22 protein-coding genes are annotated in these 23,619 nt (G+C 66.1%); 3 read left to right on the plus strand and 19 right to left on the minus strand.

Annotation, left to right across the window (positions count from 1 at the left end; genetic code table 11):
• Positions 1–171: 171 nt before the first annotated feature.
• The 12 genes from ASC94_RS28205 to ASC94_RS28260 all read right to left on the minus strand — a co-directional run bounded on the left by ASC94_RS28205 (position 172) and on the right by ASC94_RS28260 (position 10,783).
• Positions 172–801 carry a sulfite oxidase heme-binding subunit YedZ gene (locus ASC94_RS28205; RefSeq protein WP_056404222.1) on the minus strand — a complete coding sequence of 210 codons (630 nt, stop codon included), beginning with the start codon at positions 799–801 and terminating at the stop codon, positions 172–174.
• Position 802: 1 nt separating this feature from the next.
• Positions 803–1,780, minus strand: coding sequence for a protein-methionine-sulfoxide reductase catalytic subunit MsrP (gene msrP, locus ASC94_RS28210; RefSeq protein ID WP_056404224.1), 978 nt, complete (start codon positions 1,778–1,780; stop codon positions 803–805).
• Positions 1,781–1,863: 83 nt separating this feature from the next.
• Positions 1,864–2,310, minus strand: a complete 447-nt coding sequence (locus ASC94_RS28215) for a DoxX family protein (RefSeq protein WP_056404226.1) — start codon at positions 2,308–2,310, stop codon at positions 1,864–1,866.
• Between the two features lie 53 nt (positions 2,311–2,363).
• Complete coding sequence (locus ASC94_RS28220) at positions 2,364–3,281, minus strand: alpha/beta fold hydrolase (RefSeq protein ID WP_056404228.1); 918 nt, start codon at positions 3,279–3,281, stop codon at positions 2,364–2,366.
• A 10-nt stretch (positions 3,282–3,291) separates the two neighbouring features.
• The gene (locus tag ASC94_RS28225) at positions 3,292–4,080 is read right to left on the minus strand and encodes a DNA-binding domain-containing protein (protein ID WP_056404230.1); all 789 of its coding nucleotides are present in this window, start codon (positions 4,078–4,080) and stop codon (positions 3,292–3,294) included.
• Positions 4,077–4,931 carry a DUF692 domain-containing protein gene (locus ASC94_RS28230; RefSeq protein ID WP_056404232.1) on the minus strand — a complete coding sequence of 285 codons (855 nt, stop codon included), beginning with the start codon at positions 4,929–4,931 and terminating at the stop codon, positions 4,077–4,079. The genes ASC94_RS28225 and ASC94_RS28230 overlap by 4 nt, the downstream gene beginning before the upstream one ends.
• A 13-nt stretch (positions 4,932–4,944) precedes the next feature.
• Positions 4,945–5,226: a hypothetical protein gene (locus tag ASC94_RS28235; RefSeq protein WP_056404234.1), complete on the minus strand. Its 282-nt coding sequence runs from the start codon at positions 5,224–5,226 to the stop codon at positions 4,945–4,947.
• A gap of 10 nt (positions 5,227–5,236) precedes the next feature.
• Complete coding sequence (locus ASC94_RS28240; protein ID WP_056404236.1) at positions 5,237–5,509, minus strand: DUF2282 domain-containing protein; 273 nt, start codon at positions 5,507–5,509, stop codon at positions 5,237–5,239.
• A 29-nt stretch (positions 5,510–5,538) separates the two neighbouring features.
• Entirely contained in the window at positions 5,539–6,306 is a 768-nt protein-coding gene (locus ASC94_RS28245; RefSeq protein WP_056404238.1) for an alpha/beta hydrolase, read from the minus strand.
• Positions 6,307–6,487: 181 nt separating this feature from the next.
• Positions 6,488–7,816, minus strand: a complete 1,329-nt coding sequence (gene ccsB, locus ASC94_RS28250; RefSeq protein WP_082616900.1) for a c-type cytochrome biogenesis protein CcsB — start codon at positions 7,814–7,816, stop codon at positions 6,488–6,490.
• A gap of 30 nt (positions 7,817–7,846) precedes the next feature.
• Entirely contained in the window at positions 7,847–9,997 is a 2,151-nt protein-coding gene (locus tag ASC94_RS28255; RefSeq protein ID WP_056404241.1) for a cytochrome c biogenesis protein ResB, read from the minus strand.
• Positions 9,998–10,123: 126 nt separating this feature from the next.
• A complete protein-coding gene (locus ASC94_RS28260) occupies positions 10,124–10,783 on the minus strand; it encodes a cytochrome c (protein WP_056404242.1) in 660 nt (219 codons plus the stop codon).
• A 180-nt stretch (positions 10,784–10,963) separates the two neighbouring features.
• Here ASC94_RS28260 and yihA point away from each other — a divergent pair, with 180 nt between their 5' ends.
• A complete protein-coding gene (yihA, locus tag ASC94_RS28265; RefSeq protein WP_056404245.1) occupies positions 10,964–11,686 on the plus strand; it encodes a ribosome biogenesis GTP-binding protein YihA/YsxC in 723 nt (240 codons plus the stop codon).
• Positions 11,687–11,710: 24 nt separating this feature from the next.
• Entirely contained in the window at positions 11,711–12,712 is a 1,002-nt protein-coding gene (hemB, locus tag ASC94_RS28270) for a porphobilinogen synthase (RefSeq protein WP_056404247.1), read from the plus strand.
• A 6-nt stretch (positions 12,713–12,718) separates the two neighbouring features.
• Here hemB and ASC94_RS28275 read toward each other — a convergent pair whose 3' ends face one another.
• The 6 genes from ASC94_RS28275 to ASC94_RS28300 all read right to left on the minus strand — a co-directional run bounded on the left by ASC94_RS28275 (position 12,719) and on the right by ASC94_RS28300 (position 21,013).
• The gene (locus tag ASC94_RS28275) at positions 12,719–13,531 is read right to left on the minus strand and encodes an alpha/beta hydrolase (protein ID WP_157201621.1); all 813 of its coding nucleotides are present in this window, start codon (positions 13,529–13,531) and stop codon (positions 12,719–12,721) included.
• A gap of 23 nt (positions 13,532–13,554) precedes the next feature.
• Complete coding sequence (locus ASC94_RS28280) at positions 13,555–14,451, minus strand: cell envelope integrity protein TolA (RefSeq protein ID WP_056404256.1); 897 nt, start codon at positions 14,449–14,451, stop codon at positions 13,555–13,557.
• Between the two features lie 144 nt (positions 14,452–14,595).
• Complete coding sequence (locus ASC94_RS28285) at positions 14,596–17,730, minus strand: efflux RND transporter permease subunit (RefSeq protein ID WP_056404257.1); 3,135 nt, start codon at positions 17,728–17,730, stop codon at positions 14,596–14,598.
• A complete protein-coding gene (locus ASC94_RS28290) occupies positions 17,727–18,899 on the minus strand; it encodes an efflux RND transporter periplasmic adaptor subunit (protein WP_056404259.1) in 1,173 nt (390 codons plus the stop codon). The genes ASC94_RS28285 and ASC94_RS28290 overlap by 4 nt, the downstream gene beginning before the upstream one ends.
• Before the next feature lie 33 nt (positions 18,900–18,932).
• A complete protein-coding gene (locus tag ASC94_RS28295; protein ID WP_056404261.1) occupies positions 18,933–20,288 on the minus strand; it encodes an ATP-binding protein in 1,356 nt (451 codons plus the stop codon).
• Entirely contained in the window at positions 20,285–21,013 is a 729-nt protein-coding gene (locus ASC94_RS28300; RefSeq protein ID WP_056404264.1) for a response regulator, read from the minus strand. Before ASC94_RS28300 ends, ASC94_RS28295 begins: the two co-directional genes overlap by 4 nt.
• 204 nt (positions 21,014–21,217) lie before the next feature.
• Between ASC94_RS28300 and ASC94_RS28305 the strand changes: the two genes are divergently transcribed.
• Complete coding sequence (locus tag ASC94_RS28305; protein ID WP_056404266.1) at positions 21,218–21,736, plus strand: Spy/CpxP family protein refolding chaperone; 519 nt, start codon at positions 21,218–21,220, stop codon at positions 21,734–21,736.
• Between the two features lie 38 nt (positions 21,737–21,774).
• Here the strand turns inward: ASC94_RS28305 and dsbD are convergent, their stop codons facing one another.
• Positions 21,775–23,589, minus strand: coding sequence for a protein-disulfide reductase DsbD (gene dsbD, locus ASC94_RS28310; RefSeq protein ID WP_056404268.1), 1,815 nt, complete (start codon positions 23,587–23,589; stop codon positions 21,775–21,777).
• Positions 23,590–23,619 lie beyond the last annotated feature (30 nt).

Below are 23,619 nucleotides of genomic sequence, written 5' to 3' on the forward strand. Positions count from 1 at the left end.
CGCCAGCGGCGGGTTACGCGGGCGATGCCCGCTAACCCGCCCTACGCAAAATTTGCAATATCCGCAACATGCGCAAACATGCGCAACGTGCGCAACATGCGCGACATACGTGGGCTGCGTGATACGCATGGCATGCACGGCATGCATGGCACGTCCGGTCCGTAGGGCGGGTTAGCGCGGGAGCGCGTAACCCGCCGCAGCCTTGCTGCGCGCCCAGACCACGCGCACGCCCAGCAGCGCCAGCACGATCAGGCCGAACAGGATCGGCTGCGAGAAGTCGTGCTTGGCCGCTTTCATCCACCAGAAGTGCAGGATGCCCAGCGGTGCGATCACGTACACCAGCCGGTGCAGCCATTGCCAGCGCTTGCCGCCCAGGCGGCGCACCATGCCGTTGGTGCTGGTCACTGCCAGCGGAATCAGCAGCACGAAGGCGATGAAGCCGACCGTGATGAAGGGCCGCTTGACCACGTCCTTGAGCATTTCCTGCACGTCGAAGAAATGGTCGAACCACAGGAAGGTGGTGAAGTGCAGCAGGCCGTAGAAGAAGGCGTACAGCCCCACCATGCGGCGCAGCTTGATCAGCCAGTTCCATTTCGTCAGCCGCCGCAGCGGCGTCACCGCCAGGGTGATGCACAGGAAGTACAAGGTCCAGTCGCCGGTGGCGCGCGTGATGTATTGCAGCGGCTCGACCAGCTGGCCGCTGGCCGTGAGCCAGATCAACTGGAAGAACGGCAGCAGCGCCAGCACGAACACCGCCGCCTTCAGCGCCGACACCTGCTTCGCGGTGGGATTGAAGGCCATGTCAGAAGAACTTCTTCAGGTCCATGCCGGCGTACAGCGGCGCGACGTCGTTGTAGCCGTTGAACATCAGCGTTTTGCGCTTGCGCACCAGGAAGCCGTCTTCGCCGATGCGGCGCTCGGAGGCCTGCGACCAGCGCGGGTGGTCCACTTCCGGGTTCACATTGGAGTAGAAGCCGTATTCGGACGGCGCGGCGTCGTTCCAGGCGGTACGCGGCTGGTCTTTGACAAAGCGGATCTTGACGATGGACTTGGCCGACTTGAAGCCGTATTTCCACGGCGTGACGATGCGCACCGGCGCGCCGTTCTGGTTGGGCAGCACGTCGCCGTACATGCCCAGGGTGAGCAGCGCCAGCGGGTGCATGGCTTCGTCCATGCGCAGGCCTTCGCGGTAGGGCCAGGTCAGCACGCGGCTGCCCACGCCGGGCATTTGCCCCTTGTCGGCCAGCGAGATGAATTCCACGTATTTGGCGTTGCCGGTCGGTTCGACCTTCTTGATCAGTTCGGACAGCGAGTAGCCCACCCACGGGATCACCATGGACCAGCCTTCCACGCAGCGCAGCCGGTAGACGCGCTCTTCCAGCGGCGCCAGCTTGAGCAGCTGGTCCAGGTCCAGCGTGAGCGGCTTCTTGATTTCGCCTTCGATGCTTACGGTCCAGGGACGCGGCTTGAGCGTGTGGGCGTTGTGCGCGGGGTCGTCCTTGCCGGTGCCGAACTCGTAGAAATTGTTGTAGGTGGTGGCGTCCTTGAACGCGGTCTGTTTGTCGAGCGCGGAATAGGCGGGGTTCAGCTTGGCGCCCAGCTTGCCCGGAACGCCTTGCGCAAAGGCTTCGCGCGAGGCCATTTCCAGCAGCGCGCCGCCGGCGATGGAGCCTACCGCCAGTTGCTTGATGAAGCTGCGGCGCGATTCGAACACTTCGCGGGGGGTAATTTCTGACGAGAACGGCAGGTCGATGCCGTTCGGGCTACGTTTGATCAACATGGCAACTCCGGGTATGAGGGGGCTCGTATGGCTCTGTCGGACGAGACAGGGATAACCTTACACTAATCTGTTGGTGTGCGAGTTTACGTTCTCCTTAATAGCTTACCGTTAAGCACTGCCCGGTCCAGCGACCAGGCGCCGGGGCCGGACGCGACCAGCGGCAGCAGCAAGGCGGCCCAGCTCAGGTGCGTGGGCCAGGCGGCCGGGTAGACGAAGAGCTGGATCACGGCGGTCATGCCGAGCAGCGCCAGCGCGGCCGGGCGGGTGAACAGGCCCAGCACGAGCAGCAGCGGCAGCAGGTGCTCGGCGCCCGTGGCAAGCTGGGCCGCGAACTCGGGCGGGATCAGGGGCAAGGCGTATTCATACTGGAACAGGTCGTAGGTCGAGTCCTTGAGCGTGAACAGGCCTTGCACCTTGGTGCGTCCGGACAGGAAGAAGATGGCGGCGATGGCGAGGCGGGCGAGCAGCAGGAGCAGCGCTTCTGGCAGCAGCTGGCTCAGCAGGCGGCGGGTTTTGTCGCGTGTGGTCATGGCGGTTGGGATGCGGTTGTCGGGTGGCGGTTGCGGGGTTGGCGATGGGGCACTCAGGTGCGCCATTTGCCTTGGCGCACCAAGGCGGCGATGGCGTCCGCCATGGCGCGCGACTCGGCGCTAGCGAGCTCGATGGCGGGCACGGTCCGGGCGCTTGGCGTAAGCGCGGTCGCAGGCACGGGAGAGGCTGCGTGCGCGAGTGCGGCTCCGGTGGCGCGGTCGGCTGTGGCGGCGGTGGCGGCGGTGGCGGGGCCTTCCCGGGCCAGCACCAGGCCGATGCAGCGCGTTGGCTTGAACGCGGCCGCGGCGCGGGCGGCGGTGGCGCCCCAGCCGATGCCGGCGAATACCGCTTCGGGCATGTGCAGCGCGTCGATCAGGCCGATGGCGTCTTTGCCGAGCGCGCCAGGCAGGGCGGCGCGCGGGGCGGCCGGGTCTGTGAAGGCGGTATCGCCGTGGCCGCGCAGTTGCGGCAGCAGCACGCGCATGCCTTGCACGGCCAGCAGGCCTGCCAGTTCCGCAAGGCTGTCGATGCTGTCGAAGTGGTCGTGCAGCAGAACCACCGGGCGGCCCGCCTCGGGGCCGCCGCTGTAGTAGGCAACGTCCAGCGCGCCCACATCGATGTGCTGCAGCGGCATGGCGCCCGCGCGCGCCGAGGAGAGCGGCGCTTCCGCTTCCGGCGCCGGGGCTGGCGGCGCGCCGGGCGCGGGCGCAGGCGAACCCGCCGCAGCGGAACCGTGGGGCGCAGCTGCGGCCGCGCTGGCGGCTGCCGCTGAGGCCTTGGCGGACGCTGCGGCTGAGGCTGTGGCGGACGCTGCGGCAGAGGCTGTGGCGGACACTGCGGCAGACGTTGCGGCAGAGGCCGAGGCGGAGGCTGCGGCGGCGCTGGCAGCAGCGGGCAGCGCTGCGGCGGAGGCTGCCGCGACGCCGGCGGCCACCAGGAAGCGGCGGCGGGTGGGGCGATGGTCTTGCATGGTGGATTCCTTATTCAAAATCAGTGCCGGCGCCGTGTTCCAGCCCGGTAATCAGTTCGCTGCCTATCCAGTCGGCCAGCAGCGCGCCGGCCCTGGCCACGCCTTCTGCTTCGCCCAGCTCGGCGATCAGCATGCCGCACAGTGCGCTGAAACTGCCATGCGCGCTGGCCTGGGTCAGTGCGGCGAAATCCAGCGGGGCCAGCGTGCGCAGGCTGGACACGTAGCCGCGCCGCCACACCGCCATGCCCTGCGGTTCCGCGCGCATCTCCGCTTCGGGCGCAGGCTGGCCGTCGCGCAAGGCCCACCAGATGTCGTCGGCATTGGTGCTCAGCGGCGCCACGCGCAGCGACGGGGCGAAGCGCAGGCGAACATGCTCCCAGTCCACTGCCGCCAGTGCGTCGGCCGCCAGCGGCGTGGCGTCGGCCGCCACGAAGGCGTCGGACAGCGCCAGTTCGATCCATGCCAGTTCGTCGATGTCCGGGTTGTCCGGAAACAGCTCGGCCAGGGTGGCGGCAAAGCCGTCGGCGTAGGCGTCCAGTGTCCACGCGTGGGGCGGACGGCGCTTGATGTGGGCGGCGGCCGCGAACAGGAAGCGCTCCTCGCCGATGTGGGCGCGCAACTGCGGATAGCTCTCCTGCAGGCAGCCCACCAGCTGTGCGCGGTAATTGTTCTGGTACACGGCCAGGCCGGCGACGCCCTCGCCTGCGCTACCACCCTCGCCGCCCAGGCGGAGCGCCGCATCGGGCGCGGCGGCGGTCAGCCAGCGGCGGAAGTCGTGCTGCATGTCGGCGAGTGTCATGCTGCCTCCAGCGTGCCGGCGCGGTGGCGATAGCCGATGGTGCGGGCAATTTCCAGCTCCCCCAGCAGCTCGGCCAGCGCCGGAATATTGTCGTCGCGCTCGACCATGGTGGCCACCGGGCCGCAGCGCACCACCGCCTCGGCGTACAGCTCCCACACGCCGTGCGGCACGGGACTGTCGTGGGTGTCGATCAGCAGTTGCTTGCCCTGGCTGTGGCCGGCCAAGTGGATCTGGCGCACGCGGTCGGCAGGGATGCCCTGCAGGAAGGCGTGCGCATCGAAGCCGTGGTTGGCGGCGCTGACGTAGACGTTGTTCACGTCCAGCAGCAGACCGCAGCCGGTGCGCCGGCTCATCTCGGCCAGGAACTCCCATTCGTGCATGGCGCTGCCGCACAGCGCCAGATAGCTGGAGGGATTCTCGAACAGCATGGCGCGGCCCAGCGTTTCCTGCGCCATATCGATATTCCGGCAGACCAGGTCCAGTGCCTCCTCGGTGTAAGGCAGCGGCAGCAGGTCGTGCGAGTTGAAGCCGCCGATGCGCGACCAGCTCAGGTGGTCGGACACGTACAGCGGCGCGATCTCGTCAACCAGTGCCTTCAGGCGCCGCAGGTAGTCGGGCCGCAGGCCGTCGGCCGAACCGATCGACATCGACACGCCGTGCAGCACCACCGGATGGCGCTCGCGCACCTGGCGCAGGATATGGCGCGGCTGGCCGCCGTCGACCATGAAATTCTCGGAAATGACTTCCACGAAATCGACCGGCACGCGGGTTTCGAGGAAGTCCTGGTAATGCTCGCGGCGCAGCCCCAGGCCATAGCCGGAGAACGCGGTGGGACTTGGCAGTGTGGACATGGGGCGCTTGCCTTTACTCTTTTTCAGTCAGCGTGCCGCCGAGGGCCTTGCACTCGGTCGGGGTCTTGACCAGCACGCCCTCGCCCTTGCACTCGTTCAGGCCCTTGCAGTCGTTCTTGGCGGTGGCGCACAGGCTGGTGCCCTTGCAGGTATTGATGCCGTAGCAGCGGCCCGGCTGCTCGGCCTTGTCGCCCGTGGCGGCGGCGTGCGACGGCAAGGACATGCTCAGCGAGCTCAGTGCCAGCAGGGCGGCGGCGCCGGCACGGAAGACTTGGGATTTCATCGGATTGTTCATTGCATGCTCCTTATTTGGCGGTAATGGGGGTCAGCGAGCCGTAGCCCTTGGGGGTCTTGATGCTGGTGCACGTGCCTTTCTCCACCAGGACCCAGGCGTCGCCCTGGTAGTCGGTGCTGGAAGTGGCGGCGCAGGAGGTGCCCGGGCCGGCCGCGCAGTCGTTGTGCCCGGCCAGCGAGACGCCGTAGCACTTCTCCATGGGCTTCTTGTCGGCTGCCTGGGCGCCGCTGGCGCACAGGGCCAGTGCCAGGGTGGCGGCCAGGGCCGCGTGGGATGATTTCATGATGTTTCCTTTCAATGGGTAGGACTACTTCACTTCACACTCAAGGCGGCTTGCACCACCACTTCCGCCACGGCTTCGGGGCGGGACAACTGCAATGCGTGGCTGGCCTTGATCTCGGTGACCTTGGCGCCGGCGCGCTTGTACATCCAGCGCTGCAGATCCGGGTTCAGGAAGCGGTCGTCCGTCGCCACCACGGCATAGGAAGGCTTGCTGCGCCAGGCCGCCGCCCACACCGGCGCGTCGAGCGCGGCGCGCGCCACCGGCGCTTGCGAGGCGGCCATGAAATTGGTGCGGTTGGGCGGCAGGTCGGCCGCGTACACGTCGCGGAATTTGGCGGCGTCGATGCTCAGGTGGCCGTCGCGCGAGGTGAGGATGGCGCTGTCCGGCAGCGGCTTGGAGGCCGCCAGCTGGGCCGCGCTCTCGCCGAGGTCCGGCTGCACGGCGGCGACGTAGACCAGCGCCTTGACCTTGTCGCTGGCGCCGGCGATGGTGATGACGGCACCGGCGGAGTCATGGCCTACCAGCACCACCGGACCGTCCTGGCTGTCGATGGCGGCGCGGGCGGCCGCCACGTCGTCGTCCAGCGACGTATGGGGCTGCTGCACCACGGTGATCTTGTAGCCCTTGATCCAGAGCTGGTCGTGCATCGAGCGCCAGCTGGAGCCGTCCACGTGGGCGCCGGTTACCAGCACCACGTTCTTCGCGCCGGAGGTCACCACGTCCGGGAAGGCGGCGCTGGCCAAGCCGGGCGCCAGCACGGCGATGGTGGTAATTGCTGCGGTTTTAATCAGTTTCATGTCGTTCCCTGTCAAGATAGATCGGACTCGATCTAATTCAGGAACGATTCTATTTAAGGCACGCAGAGCGGGAAAGCGGGTATTTGTATGTGCATATGTCGCGCCATAAAGCGGATACAAAGCAATACAAAAAGCCCCCGGTCACGGCGTGAGCGGGGGCTTGGGAGGGAGTTTTGCAGCGTTACAGCTTGCCGTAGGAGTGCAGGCCGGACAGGAACATGTTCACGCCCAGGAAGGCGAAGGTGGTCACCAGAAGGCCCACCAGCGCCCACCAGGCCGCCACTTTGCCGCGCAGGCCGGACATCAGCCGCATGTGCAGCCAGGCCGCGTAATTGAGCCAGACGATCAGCGCCCAGGTTTCTTTCGGGTCCCACGACCAGTAGCCGCCCCAGGCCTCGGCGGCCCACAGCGCGCCCAGGATGGTGGCGATGGTGAAGAAGGCGAAGCCGGCCGAGATGGCCTTGTACATCACGTCTTCCAGCGTTTCCGCGTCCGGCAAGCGCGCGGCCAGGCGGTCGCGCATCAGGTTGGTGACCGCGAACAGCACCACCAGCACGGCCGTGAAGCGGCTGGCGTTGACCATGCCCTTGATGACGGCTTCGCCCGCGCCGGACACGTAGGCGATCAGCCAGGCCAGCGCCAGCAGCACGATGGGGGCGATCACCAGCGCCTGCCACAGGGTGCGCAGCTTTTCATGCTTGAGCAGATAGGCCCAGCCCACCATGGACGCCAGCGCGAAGGTGCCGTAGCCGATGAAGTTGGCCGGGACGTGGATTTTCATCCACCAGCTTTGCAGGGCCGGCACCAGCGGCTGGATGTCGGCCGCGTCGCGCGATACGGTGTACCACAGCAGGAAGCCGACCGCCGCCGAAATCACCAGCAGCACGAAGGCGCCCAGCTGCCGCGTCTTGTAGTGGGCTTCGTAGTACAGGTAGAACATGGCCGTGATCAGCGAGAACAGGATGAACACTTCGTACAAGTTGGAAATGGGGATGTGGCCTACGTCCGCGCCGATCAGGTAGGACTCGTACCAGCGCACCAGCATGCCGGTGAGGCCGATCACCAGCGCCGCCCAGCACAGCTTGGAGCCCACCACGAAGCCCATCGAGGAACGGGCCACGAGGCCGATCCAGTAGAACAGGGTGGACAGGAAGAACAGCGTGCTCATCCACAAAATGGCGGACTGGCTGGAGAGCATGTACTTGAGCCAGAATTTCTGGTTGGCCGCCTCCAGGTTGCTGCCGTACATGGCCACCGCCAGCAGGGCCAGCGCGAACGCCAGCGGCATGAACCAGCGCACCGGTTTCCAGTACCAGCCCAGCGCCGCGAACGACGGCACGGCGGCCATCAGGATCACCTTTTCGTAGATGTCCATATAGGCGCCGTAGCGGTTCAGCGCGAACAGCGCGCCGCCGGCCAGCGCCAGCGCGAACAGCCAGTCGAAGGCGTTGAGGCGCTTGAAATAGCCCGGCGCCTGGCTGTAGGTTTGGGATTGTGTCATTTCCATCATATTCTCCAGTACTGCTTCATGCCATGCAGCTTACGCCGATTGCGGCAGCTTTTCCTTCAAGTCTGCAAATTCCTTGTCGAAATCGAGTGTCTTGCGCTGGGTGCTCATGGCCATCAGGGCATGGGCGCCCTGCTCCGTGTCCTTGATCCACACCCACAGGCGGCGCTCGCGGATGTAGAACATGGAGAACACGCCCAGCACCAGGAACAGGCAGCCCAGGTAGACCACGTTCTTGCCGGGCGACTTGGTCACCTGGAACACCGAGGCCTTCACTTCGTTGAATTCGTCCAGCTGCAGGTAGACCGGGGCGCCGTAGAAGGTGGCGTCGGACAGCGCGTTGGTGGCCAGCTGCAGGAAGCGCCCGTGCTGCTCGTTGCCCTCCACCGGCGCCAGGCCGTCCTTCTCGCGTGCGGCCTGCCACAGTTCCCACATGCTGCCGTTGAGGATCTTCATGAAGATGTCGGCCGCCTTTTCCTGCTCGGCCGCCGGCACTTTTTCCAGGAAACGGGAAATGGCGACGAAGCCGCCGCGTGCAGCGCCGTCCTTGCCGTCATCCGCTTCGGCGCCGGCAAACATGTTCAGGCTGCGCGCGGAGGATTGCGCCAACTGGTCGCGCAGCGCGCTGCCACCCGCGCCGGCGGCGCCGTCGGCCTTGGCGCCGTCAGCCTTGGCGGCGGCGGGCATGGCGCGGCGCGCGTAGCGCTCGGCGGCGGTGGCGCGCAGCGCTGGGTCGTGCAGGGCGGCGCGCAAGCGCATCCATTCCTTGACGGTGTGCTCGTCGTCCGCCGGGATGCGCAGGTAGCTGAACGGGTCGGCCGGGCTGGCGCGCACGCCGGCCAGGAACACCGTGGCGCCGTCCACCGTCACCGGCTGCATGTAGTTCTGGAACTCGCGCGCCTGGCCGGTCTTGTCGCGCAGCTTGTACTGCACGCTCGGGCCGACGTTCTTCAAGTCCTTGTTGTTGGCGTTCTTGGCGGCCGAGCCGAGCTGTTTGTCCAGGCCGCGCGCGAAGCTCTGCTCCAGCTTTTCGCCCTGGGCCACGGAGCGCGCGTCCTGGGTGGCCATGTTCTCCACGTTGAACGGACGGAAGCCGCTCCATTCTATGGTGTATTCCTTGCCCAGGGGCGTGGCGGAATTGACTTCGCCGGCCAGGTCGAAACTGGCCCGGTCGGCGCCGGTCATGGGGTAGCCCTTGAGCTTGAGCTTGGTGCCGCCGTCCTCGAAGCTGGACTGGTAGACAGCCAGGCCCTTGTAGACCAGCGGCTTGTTCACTTCAATGACGGAGCTGAAGGTCTTGCCGGTTTCATGGTCGCGCACTTCCACTTCGCTGGCGAACAGCTTGGGCATGCCGGTGCTGTAGAAGTCGATATTGAATTTTTTCAGCTGGATGGTGAACGGCAGGTCCTGGATCAGCACGCCGTCCGCGCGCGGGATGATGGCGGTGTTGCTGGCCTGCCCTTCGGGAATGGCGGTGTTGGCGCGGTAGGTGGGGTTGCCCAGGCCGAGCCGGTGCTGGGCCGGGATCTCGGCGATGACGCCGCTGCCGGCGAACGGCGTCTTGCCCATGAACCATTCCTGGAAGCGGATCGGCATGTCCGAATCCAGCAGGCCGCCGATGCAGATCACCACGATGGCGGTGTGGGCGAAGATGTAGCCGAACTTGGCGCCGGCGCCGCGCTTGGCGGTGACCAGGGTGGCGTGTTCTTTCTCGACGATCTTTGCCTTGTAGCCGGCGTGGCCGAGGCGTTGCGCCATCTGCTGCGCCAGGGCGGCGCGCGGCAGCGGCGAGGTCCAGTCGTTCTTGTGGTGGAAATTGAGCAGCGACTGTTCGCGCACGTTCTCGCGCCAGCTGCGCATGTCCTTCATCATCTTGGGCGCGTTGCGGATGATGCACAGGCTGGTGGAGATCACCAGGAAGCCCATGATGCCGAGGAACCACCAGGCCGAGTAGACCGCGTACAGCCCGGCCTTGTTGAACACTTCGAACCAGAACGGCCCGAACTGGTTCACATAATTGGACATGGGCTCGTTCTGCTTCATCACCGTGCCGATCACCGAGGCAATGGCGATCATGGTGAGCAGGCTGATGGCGAAGCGCATCGAAGACAGCAGCTCGACGGTCGCGTCGACGGCTGGCCGGCGGGTTTTCATTTTGATACCGGCAGTGCTGGTGGTGCTCATGCGGACACTATCTCAAAAAGGACTGGCAGCAGAATACCAACAAAAAGGGCAGCCCGCTCACGCGGCCGCCCCCTTTTTAATATTCACGGACTGATAAGCGCCATATCGGCGCATAAATACACGTAATTACTTCAGGCCGGCCACGTAGTCGGCTACCGCCTTCATCTCGTCGTCCGACAGGCGTTTCGAGATGGTGCTCATCTCGGCGCTGTTCTTGCGGCCGTCGCCACGGAAACTGGTCAGCTGGGCGACAGTGTAGTCCTGATGCTGGCCGGCCAGGCGCGGGTACAGGGCGGGAATGCCGCCGCCGGCGGGGCCGTGGCAGCTGGCGCAGGCAGGCACGTTCTTCTCGGCGATGCCGCCGCGGTAGATCTTCTTGCCCAGCTCAACGGTGTCCTTGTTCTTGGCCGCGCCGGCTTTTTGCGCCTGGGTGCTCAGGTAGGCCGAAATGTTTTTCTTGTCCTCGTCGCTCAGCATCTTGGCGTACGTGCTCATCACCGGGTTGTTGCGCGACGGCGAAGCGAAATTCACCAGCTGTTTGTACAGGTAGGCTTCCGGCTGGCCAGCCAGTTTGGGATTGGCCGCGATGGTGGAATTGCCCGAAGCGCCATGGCAGGATACGCACGCCGGCAGGCCGCGGGCAGCGTCGCCGTCGGCATACAGGGTGGCGCCTTTGGCGGGATCCGCTTTGGCGGGAGCAGCATGTTCGGCAGCCGATGCGACACCCGAAACGGCCAACACTGCGAGGAGCAAGGACTTAACAAACGGTGAAAACGCACGATTCATTCAAACACCCTGAGACTAGTGAAAAAAATGGTGGGACTGCGATGTATTTTTTGCCGCTCGCTGCACTGATGGATTGCGCGCTTATTTGCTTTTATACATGGCAACAATTCGTAACCCCTTATTGTACAATAGCTTTTCGCGCTTTTAGCTTTCTTTGTTGCATTTCTGCCCACCCCTCCCATGTCCAAACTCTGGCAAGCCCGCTTCTTTACCACCGTGAATCACTTGCGTGAATTGCCCAATACCACGGTGCCCGAAATCGCCTTCGCCGGCCGCTCCAACGCCGGCAAGTCGACCTCCATCAATATTCTGTGCAATCAGAAGGGGCTGGCGTTCGCGTCCAAGACGCCAGGCCGCACCCAGCACATCAACTTCTTCTCGATCGGCGGCGCCCATGTGGCGATGCACCGCAAGGACCCCACCAAGGTCGAGGAAATCCAGGCCATGCTGGTGGACTTGCCCGGCTACGGCTACGCCGAAGTGTCCGGCAACACCAAGCTGTACTGGCAACGCCTGCTGGGCGACTACGTGCAGCAGCGCGAGCAGCTGGCCGCGCTGATCCTGATCATGGACTCGCGCCGCCCGTTCACCGACCTGGACATCCAGATGCTGGAATGGTTCGCCCCGACCGGCAAGCCGATCCACTGCATCCTGACCAAGGCCGACAAGCTCACCCGCAGCGAATCGACCACTGTGCTGCGCCAGGCGCAAGCCAAGCTGGACAGCTACGTGGACGAGGACGGCGAAGGCTTCCCCTTCACCGTGCAGCTATTCTCGGCACTGAAGCGCATCGGCATTGAAGAAGCCACCGCCAAGATCGTCGAGCTGGCCGGCCTGGACGAGGACGATGCCGCCGACCAGGCAGAACTCATCGATACGCCGGAAGACCCGTCCGGCGACTAAACACGCAAAGGAAAAACCGTAGCCATGGCCCACAACACGCCCTTCCCCGCCATCCGTATGCGCCGCATGCGCCGCGACCCGTTCTCGCGCGCCCTGATGCGCGAGAACGCGGTCACCGCGTCCGACCTGATCTACCCGGTCTTCATTCTCGAAGGCACGAACCAGCGCGAGCCGGTGGCCTCCATGCCGGGCGTGGAGCGGGTGTCGGTGGACCTGCTGCTGAAGGTGGCGGAAGAGTGCGTGGCGCTGGGCATTCCGGTGCTGGCGCTGTTCCCGGTGATCGATTCCGCGCTGAAAACGCCGGACGGCATCGAAGCCACCAATCCCGACGGCCTGGTGCCGCGCGCCGTGCGCGCCCTGAAGCAAGCCTTCCCCGAGCTGGGCATCCTGACCGACGTGGCGCTGGACCCGTACACCAGCCACGGCCAGGACGGCCTGATCGACGACAACGGCTATGTGCTGAACGACGTCACCACCGCCATGCTGGTGCGCCAGGCCCTGTGCCAGGCCGACGCCGGCGTGGACGTGGTGGCCCCGTCGGACATGATGGACGGGCGCATCGGCGCCATCCGCGCCGCGCTGGAAGAAAAAGGCCACATCCACACCCGCATCATGGCCTACTCGGCCAAGTACGCCTCGGCCTTCTACGGCCCCTTCCGCGACGCGGTCGGCTCCGCCAAGAACCTCGGCAAGAGCGACAAGAACACCTACCAGATGGACCCGGCCAACAGCGACGAAGCGCTGCGCGAAGTGGCGCTGGACCTGCAGGAAGGCGCCGACATGGTAATGGTCAAGCCCGGCATGCCCTACCTGGACATCGTGCGCCGCGTGAAGGACGAATTCAAGGTGCCCACCTTCGCCTACCAGGTGAGCGGCGAATACGCCATGATCAAGGCCGCCGCGCAAAACGGCTGGCTGGACCACGACAAGGTGATGATGGAATCCATGCTGGCCTTCAAGCGTGCCGGCGCAGACGGCGTGCTGACCTACTTCGCGCTCGACATCGCGCGCAAACTCAAGGGCTGATACGCCCTACGGCACGGGGTGGCGGATCCAGTTGGCGATCTGCTCCACCGCCTGCTGTTCCATGCCGATGAAACCGTGGTGATCCAGCGGCCCGCACGGGTCGCCGCCCGGATCGCCGCCGCCCTCCACCATCAGCGTTTTCACCACCGGCGCGCCGCCCATGCGGCCGGCCAGCGTTTTCGCTTCCCACGGCCGGCAGATGCCGCACGTGTCGCGCAAGTGGTGCATGACCAGCACCGGCACCCGGATCTTGCCGATATCCTGCGTCGGCACCGCGCCTTCCCGCTTGTAGGCCGTCACGGTCGAGGTCAGCACGATGCCGGCGATGTCGCCGCCAGCCGGGGCCGCCGCGTCGCGGATGGCGGCGGCCGCCACCGATACCGTGCCCATGCTGGTGCCCACCAGCCACAGCGGCGCGGGGCTTTTTTCCTTGATGGCCTTGAAGATGGCTTGATTGTCCTGCGCGTGGCTGTCGCCCAGGCGGGCGTGGCCGTCGAGCTCGCGCAGGTCGGGCGCCAGGCCCACCAGCACCACGTTGAAGGGCTGGGCGGCAAACAGCGGGGCCGAACGGACCAGGAAGTTCTGGCTGGAGGGCCAGCCGCCGGCGCCGATGGCGCCGTAGCCGCCGTTGCCGCCGGAATACAGCACCAGGGTGGCCACCGCGTCCGGCCGCCAGACGGCGTACAGCGGCAGCCTGACGCCGCGGGTCTCGACCCGCATCACGCTGCCGGGGCCCGCTTGCGCGCGCGCCGCGCCGGTCCAGGCCAGGCAGGCGGCACAAGCCGCCCACAAAATTCCCGCTGCTACACGTCGTTTCATGGGCGCTCCGGCTTCAAGAAGGATCAGCGTCGGTAGTTGGGGAAGAATTCCTTGAGCAGGAAGGCTTCCAGTTCGGCCTGGTATTGCTTGCCGGCGTTCATGGTAATCACTTTCCCCAAACGGTGCGATTCCCACTGAAACTCGCCCGGTTTTTCCTTGCGGATCAGCTCTATCATGCGGCGCACGATGGCCGTCTCGATGTCGATGTCCGTGCCCAGCTCCACGTGCACCTGCTGCGACCACTGGCGCTTGAAATTGGTGTTCCAGCCGCGGAACTTGATGTCCGCGCTGAGCCCGGTCTTGTTGATGATGGAGAAGATGCCGCCCGTGTCTTCGCGTTCGCCGGCCGCGTTGCGGCCCATGGCGCCCATGATGTTGGCGCGCGCGATGCGGTTGGCGCGGTCGGCTTCGCTTTCCTGCGGTTCCTGCGCCGGCTGCGGATTGGCGTCGGCGCGGCGCTTGCGGGCCGCTTCCACGCGCGCCATCATGTCTTCTTCCACGGCCGGGGTCGGCGGCGGCTTCATGGTGGCCTGCACCGGCGGCACATAGGTTTCCAGCTTGGGCGGCGCGGCCTTCTTGGCCACGGCCTTGCTTTCGCGGCGCGGCTGCGGCTGCGCCTTGGCCACTTCGGTCTTCTTCGGCTCGGGCTTGGCTTTCGGCGCCGGCTTGTCCTTCAGCGGCGCGACCCACACCATTTCGCCCTCTTTCGCGGGCGGCTTGAGGGAAATCTTTTCCTGGGGATGGAACAGGTAGTACAGCACGATGAGCAAGTGCAGCGCGATCGAGATGCCGATGCCGATGCGGTTGTGCTTGCGCGGTCCGCCATAACCATAGCCGTCATGCGGGGGCAGACGCTGGCCGCATGCTTCGCAGTATTCGTGGCTATGGTCGGCCCCGTGGGTGTGGCTGAACTGGAACAAGATAAACGGACTTTCTGAACAAACACCCGAGAAACGCCAGCTTAACCGGACTCGGTCTTGATGGATGTTACCGTATGTATCACATGGGTTTCCCATGCGTATCAAACTAAACGGGCCGGAAATATTCCGGCCCGCCGTATGATATCAGTGCTTGGCCAGGCTGACAGCTTTTAGCTCGACCGGCGCCTTGGCCGGCCCGGGCTCGTCCACCAGGGCCGCGTCGTCCATCGGGCCGCTGCCGCTGTACTTGTCGAGGAAGAGATAGATCACAGGGGTAATGTAGAGCGTGATCACCTGCGAGAAGATCAGGCCGCCTACCACGGCCAGGCCCAGCGGCTGGCGCAGCTCGGCACCGGCGCCCAGGCCGAGCGCGATCGGCAAGGCGCCCATCAGGGCGGCCAGGGTGGTCATCATGATGGGGCGGAAACGCAGCACGCAGGCTTCGCGGATGGCCTCGGCCGGCGCCATGCCCTGGTTGCGCTGCGCGTCCAGCGCGAAGTCGATCATCATGATGGCGTTCTTCTTGACGATGCCGATCAGCATGAGGATGCCGATGATGGCGATCATGGTCAGGTCCAGGTTGAAGATGCGCAAGGTCAGCAAGGCGCCCACGGCGGCCGACGGCAGGCCGGCCAGGATGGTCAGCGGGTGGATGTAGCTCTCGTAGAGCACGCCCAGCAGCACATAGATGACGCCCAGCGCGGCGATGATCAGGATCAGCTGGCTGCCCTGGGAGCTCTGGAACACGGCCGCGTCGCCGCCATAGGTGGTGATGATGGAAGCCGGCAGGCCCATGTCCACCGCCATCTTGTCGATCTTGCCGGTGGCCACGCCCAGCGGCACGTCCGGCGCCAGGTTGAAGGACAGCGTGATGGCTTGCAGCTGGCCCTGGTGGTTGACCGAGGTTGGCCCCACGGTGCGCTCCACGCCGGCAAAGCTGGACAGCTGCACCAGGTTGCCGGCCTTGTTGCGCACCGAGATTTTGGTCAGGGCGTCGTCGAACTGGCGGTCCTGGGCGGCCGCTTCCAGGATCACGAAGTAGCTGGCGGCGGACGAGTAGATGGTGGACACCTGGCGCTCGCCGAAGGCCAGGTAGAGCGCGCTGCGGATGGCGCTCATCTCCATGCCCAGGGTGTTGGCCTTGTCGCGGTCGATCTTGAGCGAGGCTTGCAGGCCCTTGTTCTGCGAATCGCTGGTGACGTCGCGGAAGTCGTTGTCGGACCGCATGCGCTCCTGGAACTTGCTGGCCCAGTCGCTCAGCGCGTCCGGGCTGACGGACTGCAGGGTGTACTGGTAGCGGCTCTTGCTGGGGCGGCCGCCCAGCTGCAGGTTTTGCACCGGGCTCAAGTAGACCGAGATGCCGGGCACCTTGCGGGTGGCCTTGCGCAGGCTGTCGAGCACCTGCGGCATCTTGGCACGCTCGCCGCGCGGCTTGAGCACCAGGAACATGCGGCCGCCATTGCCGCCGCTGACGAAGGACGTGACGTCCTGCACATTGGGGTCGGCCATGATGGCGTCGGCCACCTTGCCCTGCAGCTCTAGCAGCGCGGCCGAGGAAATGTCTTCGGCCGCCTCGGTGGTGACGCGGATCTGGCCCAGGTCTTCCTCCGGGAAGAAGCCCTTGGGGATGGTGGCGTACAGGATCACCGTCAGCACGAAGGTGCCGATGGCCAGGGCCAGCACCACGTAGCGGTGCTTGAGGGCGATGTCCAGCGTGCTGGCGTAGCCGTTGCGCAGGCGCGAAAAGCCGGCTTCGAACCAGCGGCCGATGAAGGTGTCGTCGCCCTCGGCTTCGTGGGCCTCGTTGGGCAGCAGGCGCGCGCAGAGCATGGGCACCAGGGTCAGCGAGACCACCGCCGACACCAGTACCGACAGCGCCACCACCACCGCGAATTCGTGGAACAGCAGGCCGATCACGCCGGGCATGAAGAAGATGGGGATGAACACCGCCACCAGCGAAATCGAGATCGAGATGATGGTGAAGCCCATTTCGCGCGAGCCGATCAGCGCGGCCTGCAGCGGCTTCTTGCCCATCTCGATGTGGCGCACGATGTTTTCCAGCACCACGATGGCGTCGTCCACCACCAGGCCCACGGCCAGGGTGATGCCGAGCAGGGAGACGTTGTCCAGGCTGTAGCCGAAGGCGTACAGCAGGCTCAGCGCGCCGAGCAGCGAGATCGGCATGGTGATGGCGGGGATGAAGGTGGCGGCGGCCTTGCGCAGGAACAGGAAGATCACCAGCACCACCAGCACCACGGTGAGGGCCAGGGTCAGGTTGACGTCGTGGATGGCTTCGCGGATGGACACCGAGCGGTCGTTGACCAGGTTGATCTTGACCGAGGCCGGCAGCTGGGCCGTGAAGCGCGGCAGCAGCTGGCGCACGCCGTCCACCACCTGCACGGTGTTGGCGTCCGGCTGGCGCTGCACCAGCAGCACGATGGAGCGCTCGCCGTTGTAGCTGCCAGCGGTTTTCACGGACTGGTAGCTGTCCTCGGCGTCCGCCACGTCCTTCAGGCGCACCGGCTGGCCGTTGCGGGTGGCCACGATCAGCTCGGCGAATTCGGCCGCTTTCATCAGCTGGGCGTTGCCCTGGATGGTGAGGGTCTGGCTGGGGCCGTCCAGGATGCCCAGCGGGGTGTTGGCGTTGGCGGCCTTGATGGCGGCGGCCAGCTCATCGAGCGTGAGGTTGCGGGCGTTCAGCAGATCGGCCTTGGCGCGGATGCGCACGGCAAAGCGCTTCTGGCCGTTGACGGTCACCTGGGCCACGCCGGGCAGGGTCGACAGGCTGGGGGCGACCAGGTTTTCCGCGTAGTCGTTCAGCTCGGACAGGCTGAGCGAGGGCGAGGTCATGGTCATGAACAGCACCGGCGCGTCAGCCGGGTTGACCTTGCGGTAGGACGGCAAATCCGTCATTTCCTGGGGCAGCGAGCGCTGCGCGCGCAGCAGCGCGGCCTGCACGTCCACCGCCGCCTCGTTGACGTTGATGCTGGGGTCGAATTCCAGGGTCAGCGAGGTGTTGCCCAGGGTGCTGGTGGAAGTGATCATGCTCAGGCCGGCGATGGTGGAGAACTGCTTCTCCAGCGGCAGCGCGACCGAGGACGCCATGGTTTCCGGGCTGGCGCCGGGCAGGTCGGCGCCGACGTTGATCACCGGGGTGTTATAGCTGGGCAGTGCCGCGACCGGGATGTGGGCGTAGGCCAGCACGCCGGCCAGGATCAGGCTCAGCGACAGCAGCACCACCATCACCGGGCGGCGGATGCACAATTCGGACAGGTTCATGCCGCGCTATCCTTTTTCTTGGCAGCCCCGTTGCCGTCGCCGCCCTTCTTCTTGCCCTCGGCTTCGGCGATGCGCACCTTGCCGCCGGGGCGCAGGTTCTGCTTGCCTTCCACGATGACCTTTTCGTCGCCGTTCAAGCCGCTCACGGCGGCATAGGGGCCGAAGCCGTGCAGGCGCTTGACGTTGGCCACCTCGGCGGTCTGGTCGGCGCCGACCTTGTACACGAAGGTGCCCCTGGTGTTGCTAATGATAGCGTTTTGCGGCACCACCAGCACATCTTTCAGGGTCTGCACGGTGAGCTTGGTGTTGACGTACTGGCCGGGCCACAGCTGGGTCTGGCTGTTGTCGAACTCGGCTTTCACGCGGATCACACCGGCCATGGGATCCACCGCGTTGTCGATGAAGCTCAGCTTGCCTTTGAACAGCTTGCCGCCCGATTCCACTTCCACCGGCACCGCGCCGCCCTGCTGGGCCGCCAGCAGGCCGGCCAGCGCGCTTTCCGGCAGGGTGAAGGAAACATTGATGGGATTGAGCTGGGTCACCGTGGTGAGCGAGGTGGACAGCTGCACCAGGCTGCCCGGGTAGACGTTGATGGCGCCCACCCGGCCCGTCATGGGTGCGCGGATGGTGGTGTAGCTGGCGTCCACCTTCACGGCCTGGGTGGCGGCCAGGTCGGCGTTGAGCACGGCACGCGCCTGCTCGACCTGGCTGCGCAGGGTGTCCACGGCGCCCTGGGCAATGAATTTCTGGGCCAGCAAGTCCATGCTGCGCTGGTACTGGCGCTCCAGGTCGGCCAGGGTGGCGCGGTCGCGCATCACCTGGGCCTGGGCTTTTTCCACGTTGGCGTTTTCGCTGCGGCTATCGAGCGAAAACATCAGCTCGCCCTGCTTGACGAACTGGCCTTCCTTGATGTGCACCTTGACGATGGTGCTGGTGGTCTGCGGATGCAGGTCCACCGTGCTGATGGGCGAGACGGTGCCGTTGGCCGACAGCAGCACCGGCACGTCCTGGCGCTGCGGCGTGACCACGTTGACGACGGTGGGGCCTTGCTGGCCCTGCTTGCCTTGGGCAGCGTGCGCGGCCGGGGCGGCCGGCTGGGAGTAGTACCAGGCGCCCGCGCCGATCGCGGCCACCGCAGCCGCCAGGAATACCAGAGTCGTCTTTTTCATCGTTTTTTTAGGTAAGGAACTGCAAAGCGGGAATCATTTCCCTGCATAATATTCGGGCACCACCAGGGTGACTTCCAGGCCGCCGTCCGGGTGGTTGGCCAGGGCGATGCTGGCGCCGTGCTGCTCGGCGATGTTGCGCGCAATGGTCAGGCCCAGGCCGGTGCCGCCGGATTCGCGCGAGCGGGAGGTTTCGATGCGGTAGAAGGGCTCGAACACCTGCGCCAGCTGGTCGCCGGCGATGCCGGGGCCGGCGTCGCGGATGCGGATGCGCGCCGCGCCCACCATGCGCTCCACCGTCACGCTGGCGCTCTGGCCGTATTTGACGGCGTTGTCCAGCAGGTTCACCAGGCAGCGCCGGATCGCCAGCGGACGGCCCATCAGCGCCATGGCGGCGCGGCCCTTGAGCGCCACGTCCTGGCCGGCGTCGGCCGCGTCGGCGCACACGCTGTCGAGCAGGGAATCGAGGTCCAGGGCCTGCATGTTCTCGCTGCTGTCCATGCTGCGCGCCAGGTCCAGGCCTTCCTTCACCATTTGCTGCGTGGCCGACAGGTCGCCCAGCAGCTTTTGCTGCAGGTCGCTGTCGGCGACTTTTTCCAGCCGCAGGCGCATGCGGGTGAGCGGGGTCTGCAGGTCGTGCGTGATGGCGGCCAGCATCTGGGTGCGCTGGAAAATGTGCTGGCGGATGCGCGCCTGCATGGCGTTGAAGGCGGCGCTGGCCTGGCGGATCTCGCTGGCGCCGCGCAGCTCCAGCGGCGCGTGGTTGATGTCGTTGCCCAGGTCCTTGGCCGCCTGCGCCAGCAGCATCAGGGGCCGCACGGCCATGCGCGTGACCAGGTAGGCCAGGCCGGCGATGCTGAACAGGAAAGGCAGGATGGTGAACAGCTCGTTCTGGCCGGTGGGCGGCGGCGAGCGCGGCGGCAGGATGGTCAGGCGCAGCACCTGGCCGTCCGGCATGCCCACGTTGATGGCTTCGCAGGTGCCGCGCCAGTGGGTGGGGCCGAAGATGGAATTGATTTCGCGCGGCGCGTCGCAGGCGGCGGGGCGCTCGGCCAGCGGGGCCAGCACGTAATCGTTGCTGAGGCGCTCGCCCAGGTGGCGCGAAAACTCGGTCTGCGGATGGGCGGTGTTGATGGCGTCGCTGGTCGCCTCCAGGCGCAGGCCGCCCTGGCTGGTGATTTTCAGGTAGGTGGCGCGCCCTTCCGGCTTGACCACGCTGACCGTGGAGATCATTTCCACGGCCCGGTCCAGCGCATAGGAGTCGCGGTAGCGCTCCAGCGTGCGCTGGCGTTCGTTCACGGCCAGGTACTGCGTCAGCGTGGCCGAGGCCACAATGCCGAGCAACAGGACCAGAAACACCCGCCCCGTCATCGAACTGAGGAAAGCTTTCACGCGCCCGGCTCCACGCTCACGGCGCCGGCCAGCACATAGCCGCCGTTGCGCACGGTCTTGATGATTTGCGGTACGCGCGCGTCCTCGCCCAGTTTCTGGCGCAGGCGGCTGATCTGGATGTCGATCGAGCGGTCGAAGGGGTCGGCGTCGCGGCCCTGGGTCAGGTTCAGCAGCTGGTCGCGGTTGAGCACGCGGTTCGGGTGTTCCAGGAACACTTTCAGCAGGCGGAACTCGGCCCCCGAGAGCATGATGACAATACCGTCCGGGTTCACCAGATGGCGCGCGGTGAGGTCCAGGGTCCAGTTGGAAAAGCGCATCTGCTGCACTTTGTCGGAGCCGGCGTTGGACGGCATGGCGTGGCTGCGGCGCAGCACGCTGCGGATGCGGGCCAGCAGTTCGCGCGGCTCGAACGGTTTCGGCAGGTAGTCGTCGGCGCCCATTTCCAGGCCCAGGATGCGGTCCAGCGGCTCGTTGCGGGCGGTCAGCATGATGACAGGCAGCGAGGACGTGGCGCGCAGCTTGCGGCACAGGCTCAGGCCGTCGTCGCCGGGCAGGTTCAGGTCCAGCACGATCAGGTCCGGGCGGGCCTCGTCGAGCTGTTTCCACATGGCGGCCCCGTCCGCCGCGCACTGGGCGCGGTAGCCGTTGGCTTCCAGGTAATCGGCCAGCAGGGAGCGGATATCGCGGTCGTCGTCGACGATCAGGATGGTAGAAGTTTGTTCCATGCCTCAATTATCCTCAGTTCGGTGGGGGAAGGCCAACAAGGGTTTGTATCGGCTTGTATATCTAAAGGCCCGGCAGCGCAGGGAAACAGTTTGATACAAAAGCGTCCGCTGGGGCAATGCCATGGCAACACCACGCTGCCAAGATGTGTCCCATGTGCAGTGCACATTACCCAAGCGCCGAACCCTCACATACAAGGACTTACCATGAACACGATACGCAAAACCCTGATCATCGGCATGGCCGTGCTCGGCCTGGGCACGGCGGGCAGCGCCACCTTCGCTGCCGACACCCCTGCCCCGGGCCGCCACGGCCAGGCGCTCACCCAGGAGCAGCGCGATGCCAGAATGGCGGAACGCCAGGCGAAATTCAAGGAGATGATGGCGAAGCACCAGGCCGCGCTGCACGACAAGCTGAAGCTGACGGCGGCGCAGGAACCGGCCTGGAGCGCCTTCATCGCCGCCACCGCGCCCAGGCTGCCGGCAGCCCGTCCGGACCGCGCCGCGCTGGCCCAGCTGAGCGCGCCGGAACGCGCCGAGAAACGCCTGGAAATGCACAAGCAGATGATCGCTCAACATGAAACCCGCCTGGCCGCGCTGAAGACTTTCTATGCCCAGCTGACGCCTGAGCAGCAAAAGACCTTCGACGAAGCCACCAGGCGCCACCACGGACGGGGCCACGGCGGTGGCCACGGCGGTGGGCACACCATGATGCGCCACGGCTAAGCAAGCACGAAGGGCGCCACGGCGCCCTTTGTCGTATCTTATTGCAGCTTGCCCAGCGACTTCAGGAAGGTTTCCGCATTCTGGAAACCGACCACGCGCGAATCCGGGATTTCCTGCCCCTGCGGGTTGAAGAAGATGATGCCGGGCGGGCCGAACAGCTTGAAGCGCTTCAGCATGGCCTTGTCGTCCTCGTCGTTGGCGGTCACGTCCACCTGCAGCAGCACGGTGTTGGCCAGCTTGGCCTTGACGGCCGGGTCGATGAAGGTGAGCTTTTCCATTTCCTTGCAGGACACGCACCAGTCCGCATAAAAGTCCAGCATGGCGGTCTTGCCGCCGGTTTTCGCCAGCGCCGCGTCCAGCTGGGCCACGGTCTTGACGCGTGTGAAATGCACCGGCTGTTCGCCGCCGCGCCCCAGGTGGGCCAGCGGCGCCAGCACGTCCTGGCCGCCGGTGGCCACCCCGGCCAGCTGCACGCCGCCCAGGATGACGAATACCACGGCGGCGGCCTTGCCCAGCCAGCCGGTGGCGGGCTGGCCGCGGCCGCCGGCCGTGAGCAGGTAGACGCCGTAGCCTATGCCCAGCAGGGCGAAGCCCAGCATGGCCAGCCTGGCCGGCAGCACCGGCGACACCAGCCACAAGGCCATGGCCAGCAGCAGCACGCCGAAGAATTTCTTCACATTGTCCATCCAGGCGCCTGCGCGCGGCAGCAGCGTGCCGGCCGACACGCCCACCAGCACCAGGGGCACGCTCATGCCCACCGCCATGGCGAACAGGGCGCCGCCGCCGATGACAACGTCGCGCGTCTGGCTGATGTAGACCAGGGCGCCAGCCAGCGGCGCGGCCACGCAGGGGCCGACGATGAGGGCGGAAATGGCGCCCATGGCGAACACGCCCGCCAGCTTGCCGGAGGACTGGCGGCTGGAGACCGTGCTCAGGCGGGTTTGCAGGCCGGCCGGCACCTGCAGCTCGTATAGGCCGAACATGGACAGCGACAGCGCCACCATCAGCAAGCCGAAGGCGCCCAGCACCCAGGGGTTTTGCAGGGCGGCGGCCAAGCCTTCGCCGATCAGGCCGGCGGCCACGCCCAGCGCGGTATAAACGATGGCCATGCCGAAGGCGTAGGTGAGCGAGAGCACCAGGCCGCGCCCGCGGCTGCTGCGCGCGCCTTCGCCCACGATGATGGAGGACAGGATGGGCACCATGGGCAGCACGCAGGGCGTAAACGCCAGGCCCAGGCCCAGCAGGGCAAACAGCGGCAGGATCACCAGCAGGCGGCCGCCTTGCAGCGCCGCTTCGATTTTGCCCAGTTCGCTGGCGCCGGCCGGCGCGCCGCCGGCGTCAAGGCCCGGCTGCGCGCCGCCCTGCGTTGCGCTTACCGGCAGCGATATGGCCGCAGCGGCCCCGGCGCCGGCCGGCACGGCGCTGCCGCCGCTGCCGGTCAGCCGAGCCTGCCCTTCCTGCGGCGAGTAGCACAGGCCTTTGTCGGAGCAGCCTTGCGAGGTGGCCAGCAGAGTGAAGGGACCGGCGGCGTCGACCGGGATGGTGATGCTGACCTGCTTGCGGTAGGTTTCCACGTCCTTGTTGAAGGTCTCGTCGAACTTGACCTTGCCCGGCGGGATGTCCGGCGTGCCAAGGGTGGCACCCTGCGCCTTGAAGGCGAAGCGCTCGCGGTACATATAGTAGCCGTCGGCGATGTCGTAGGTGACGACCGCCGTCCTGGCGTCCAGCATGCGCGCGGAAAACTTGAAGGCCACGGCCGGATCGAGGAATTCTTCCTCGGCGCGGGCCGGGGCGGCAAACAGCAGGATCGTCAATGCGAGCAGGCGGACGAGGAAGTGGGCAAAGCGGGACATGACTGCCTTCAGGAACTAAAACCGTTTAAT

It is taken from the genome of Massilia sp. Root418 (genome assembly GCF_001425265.1).
Lineage (GTDB): Bacteria > Pseudomonadota > Gammaproteobacteria > Burkholderiales > Burkholderiaceae_D > Rugamonas.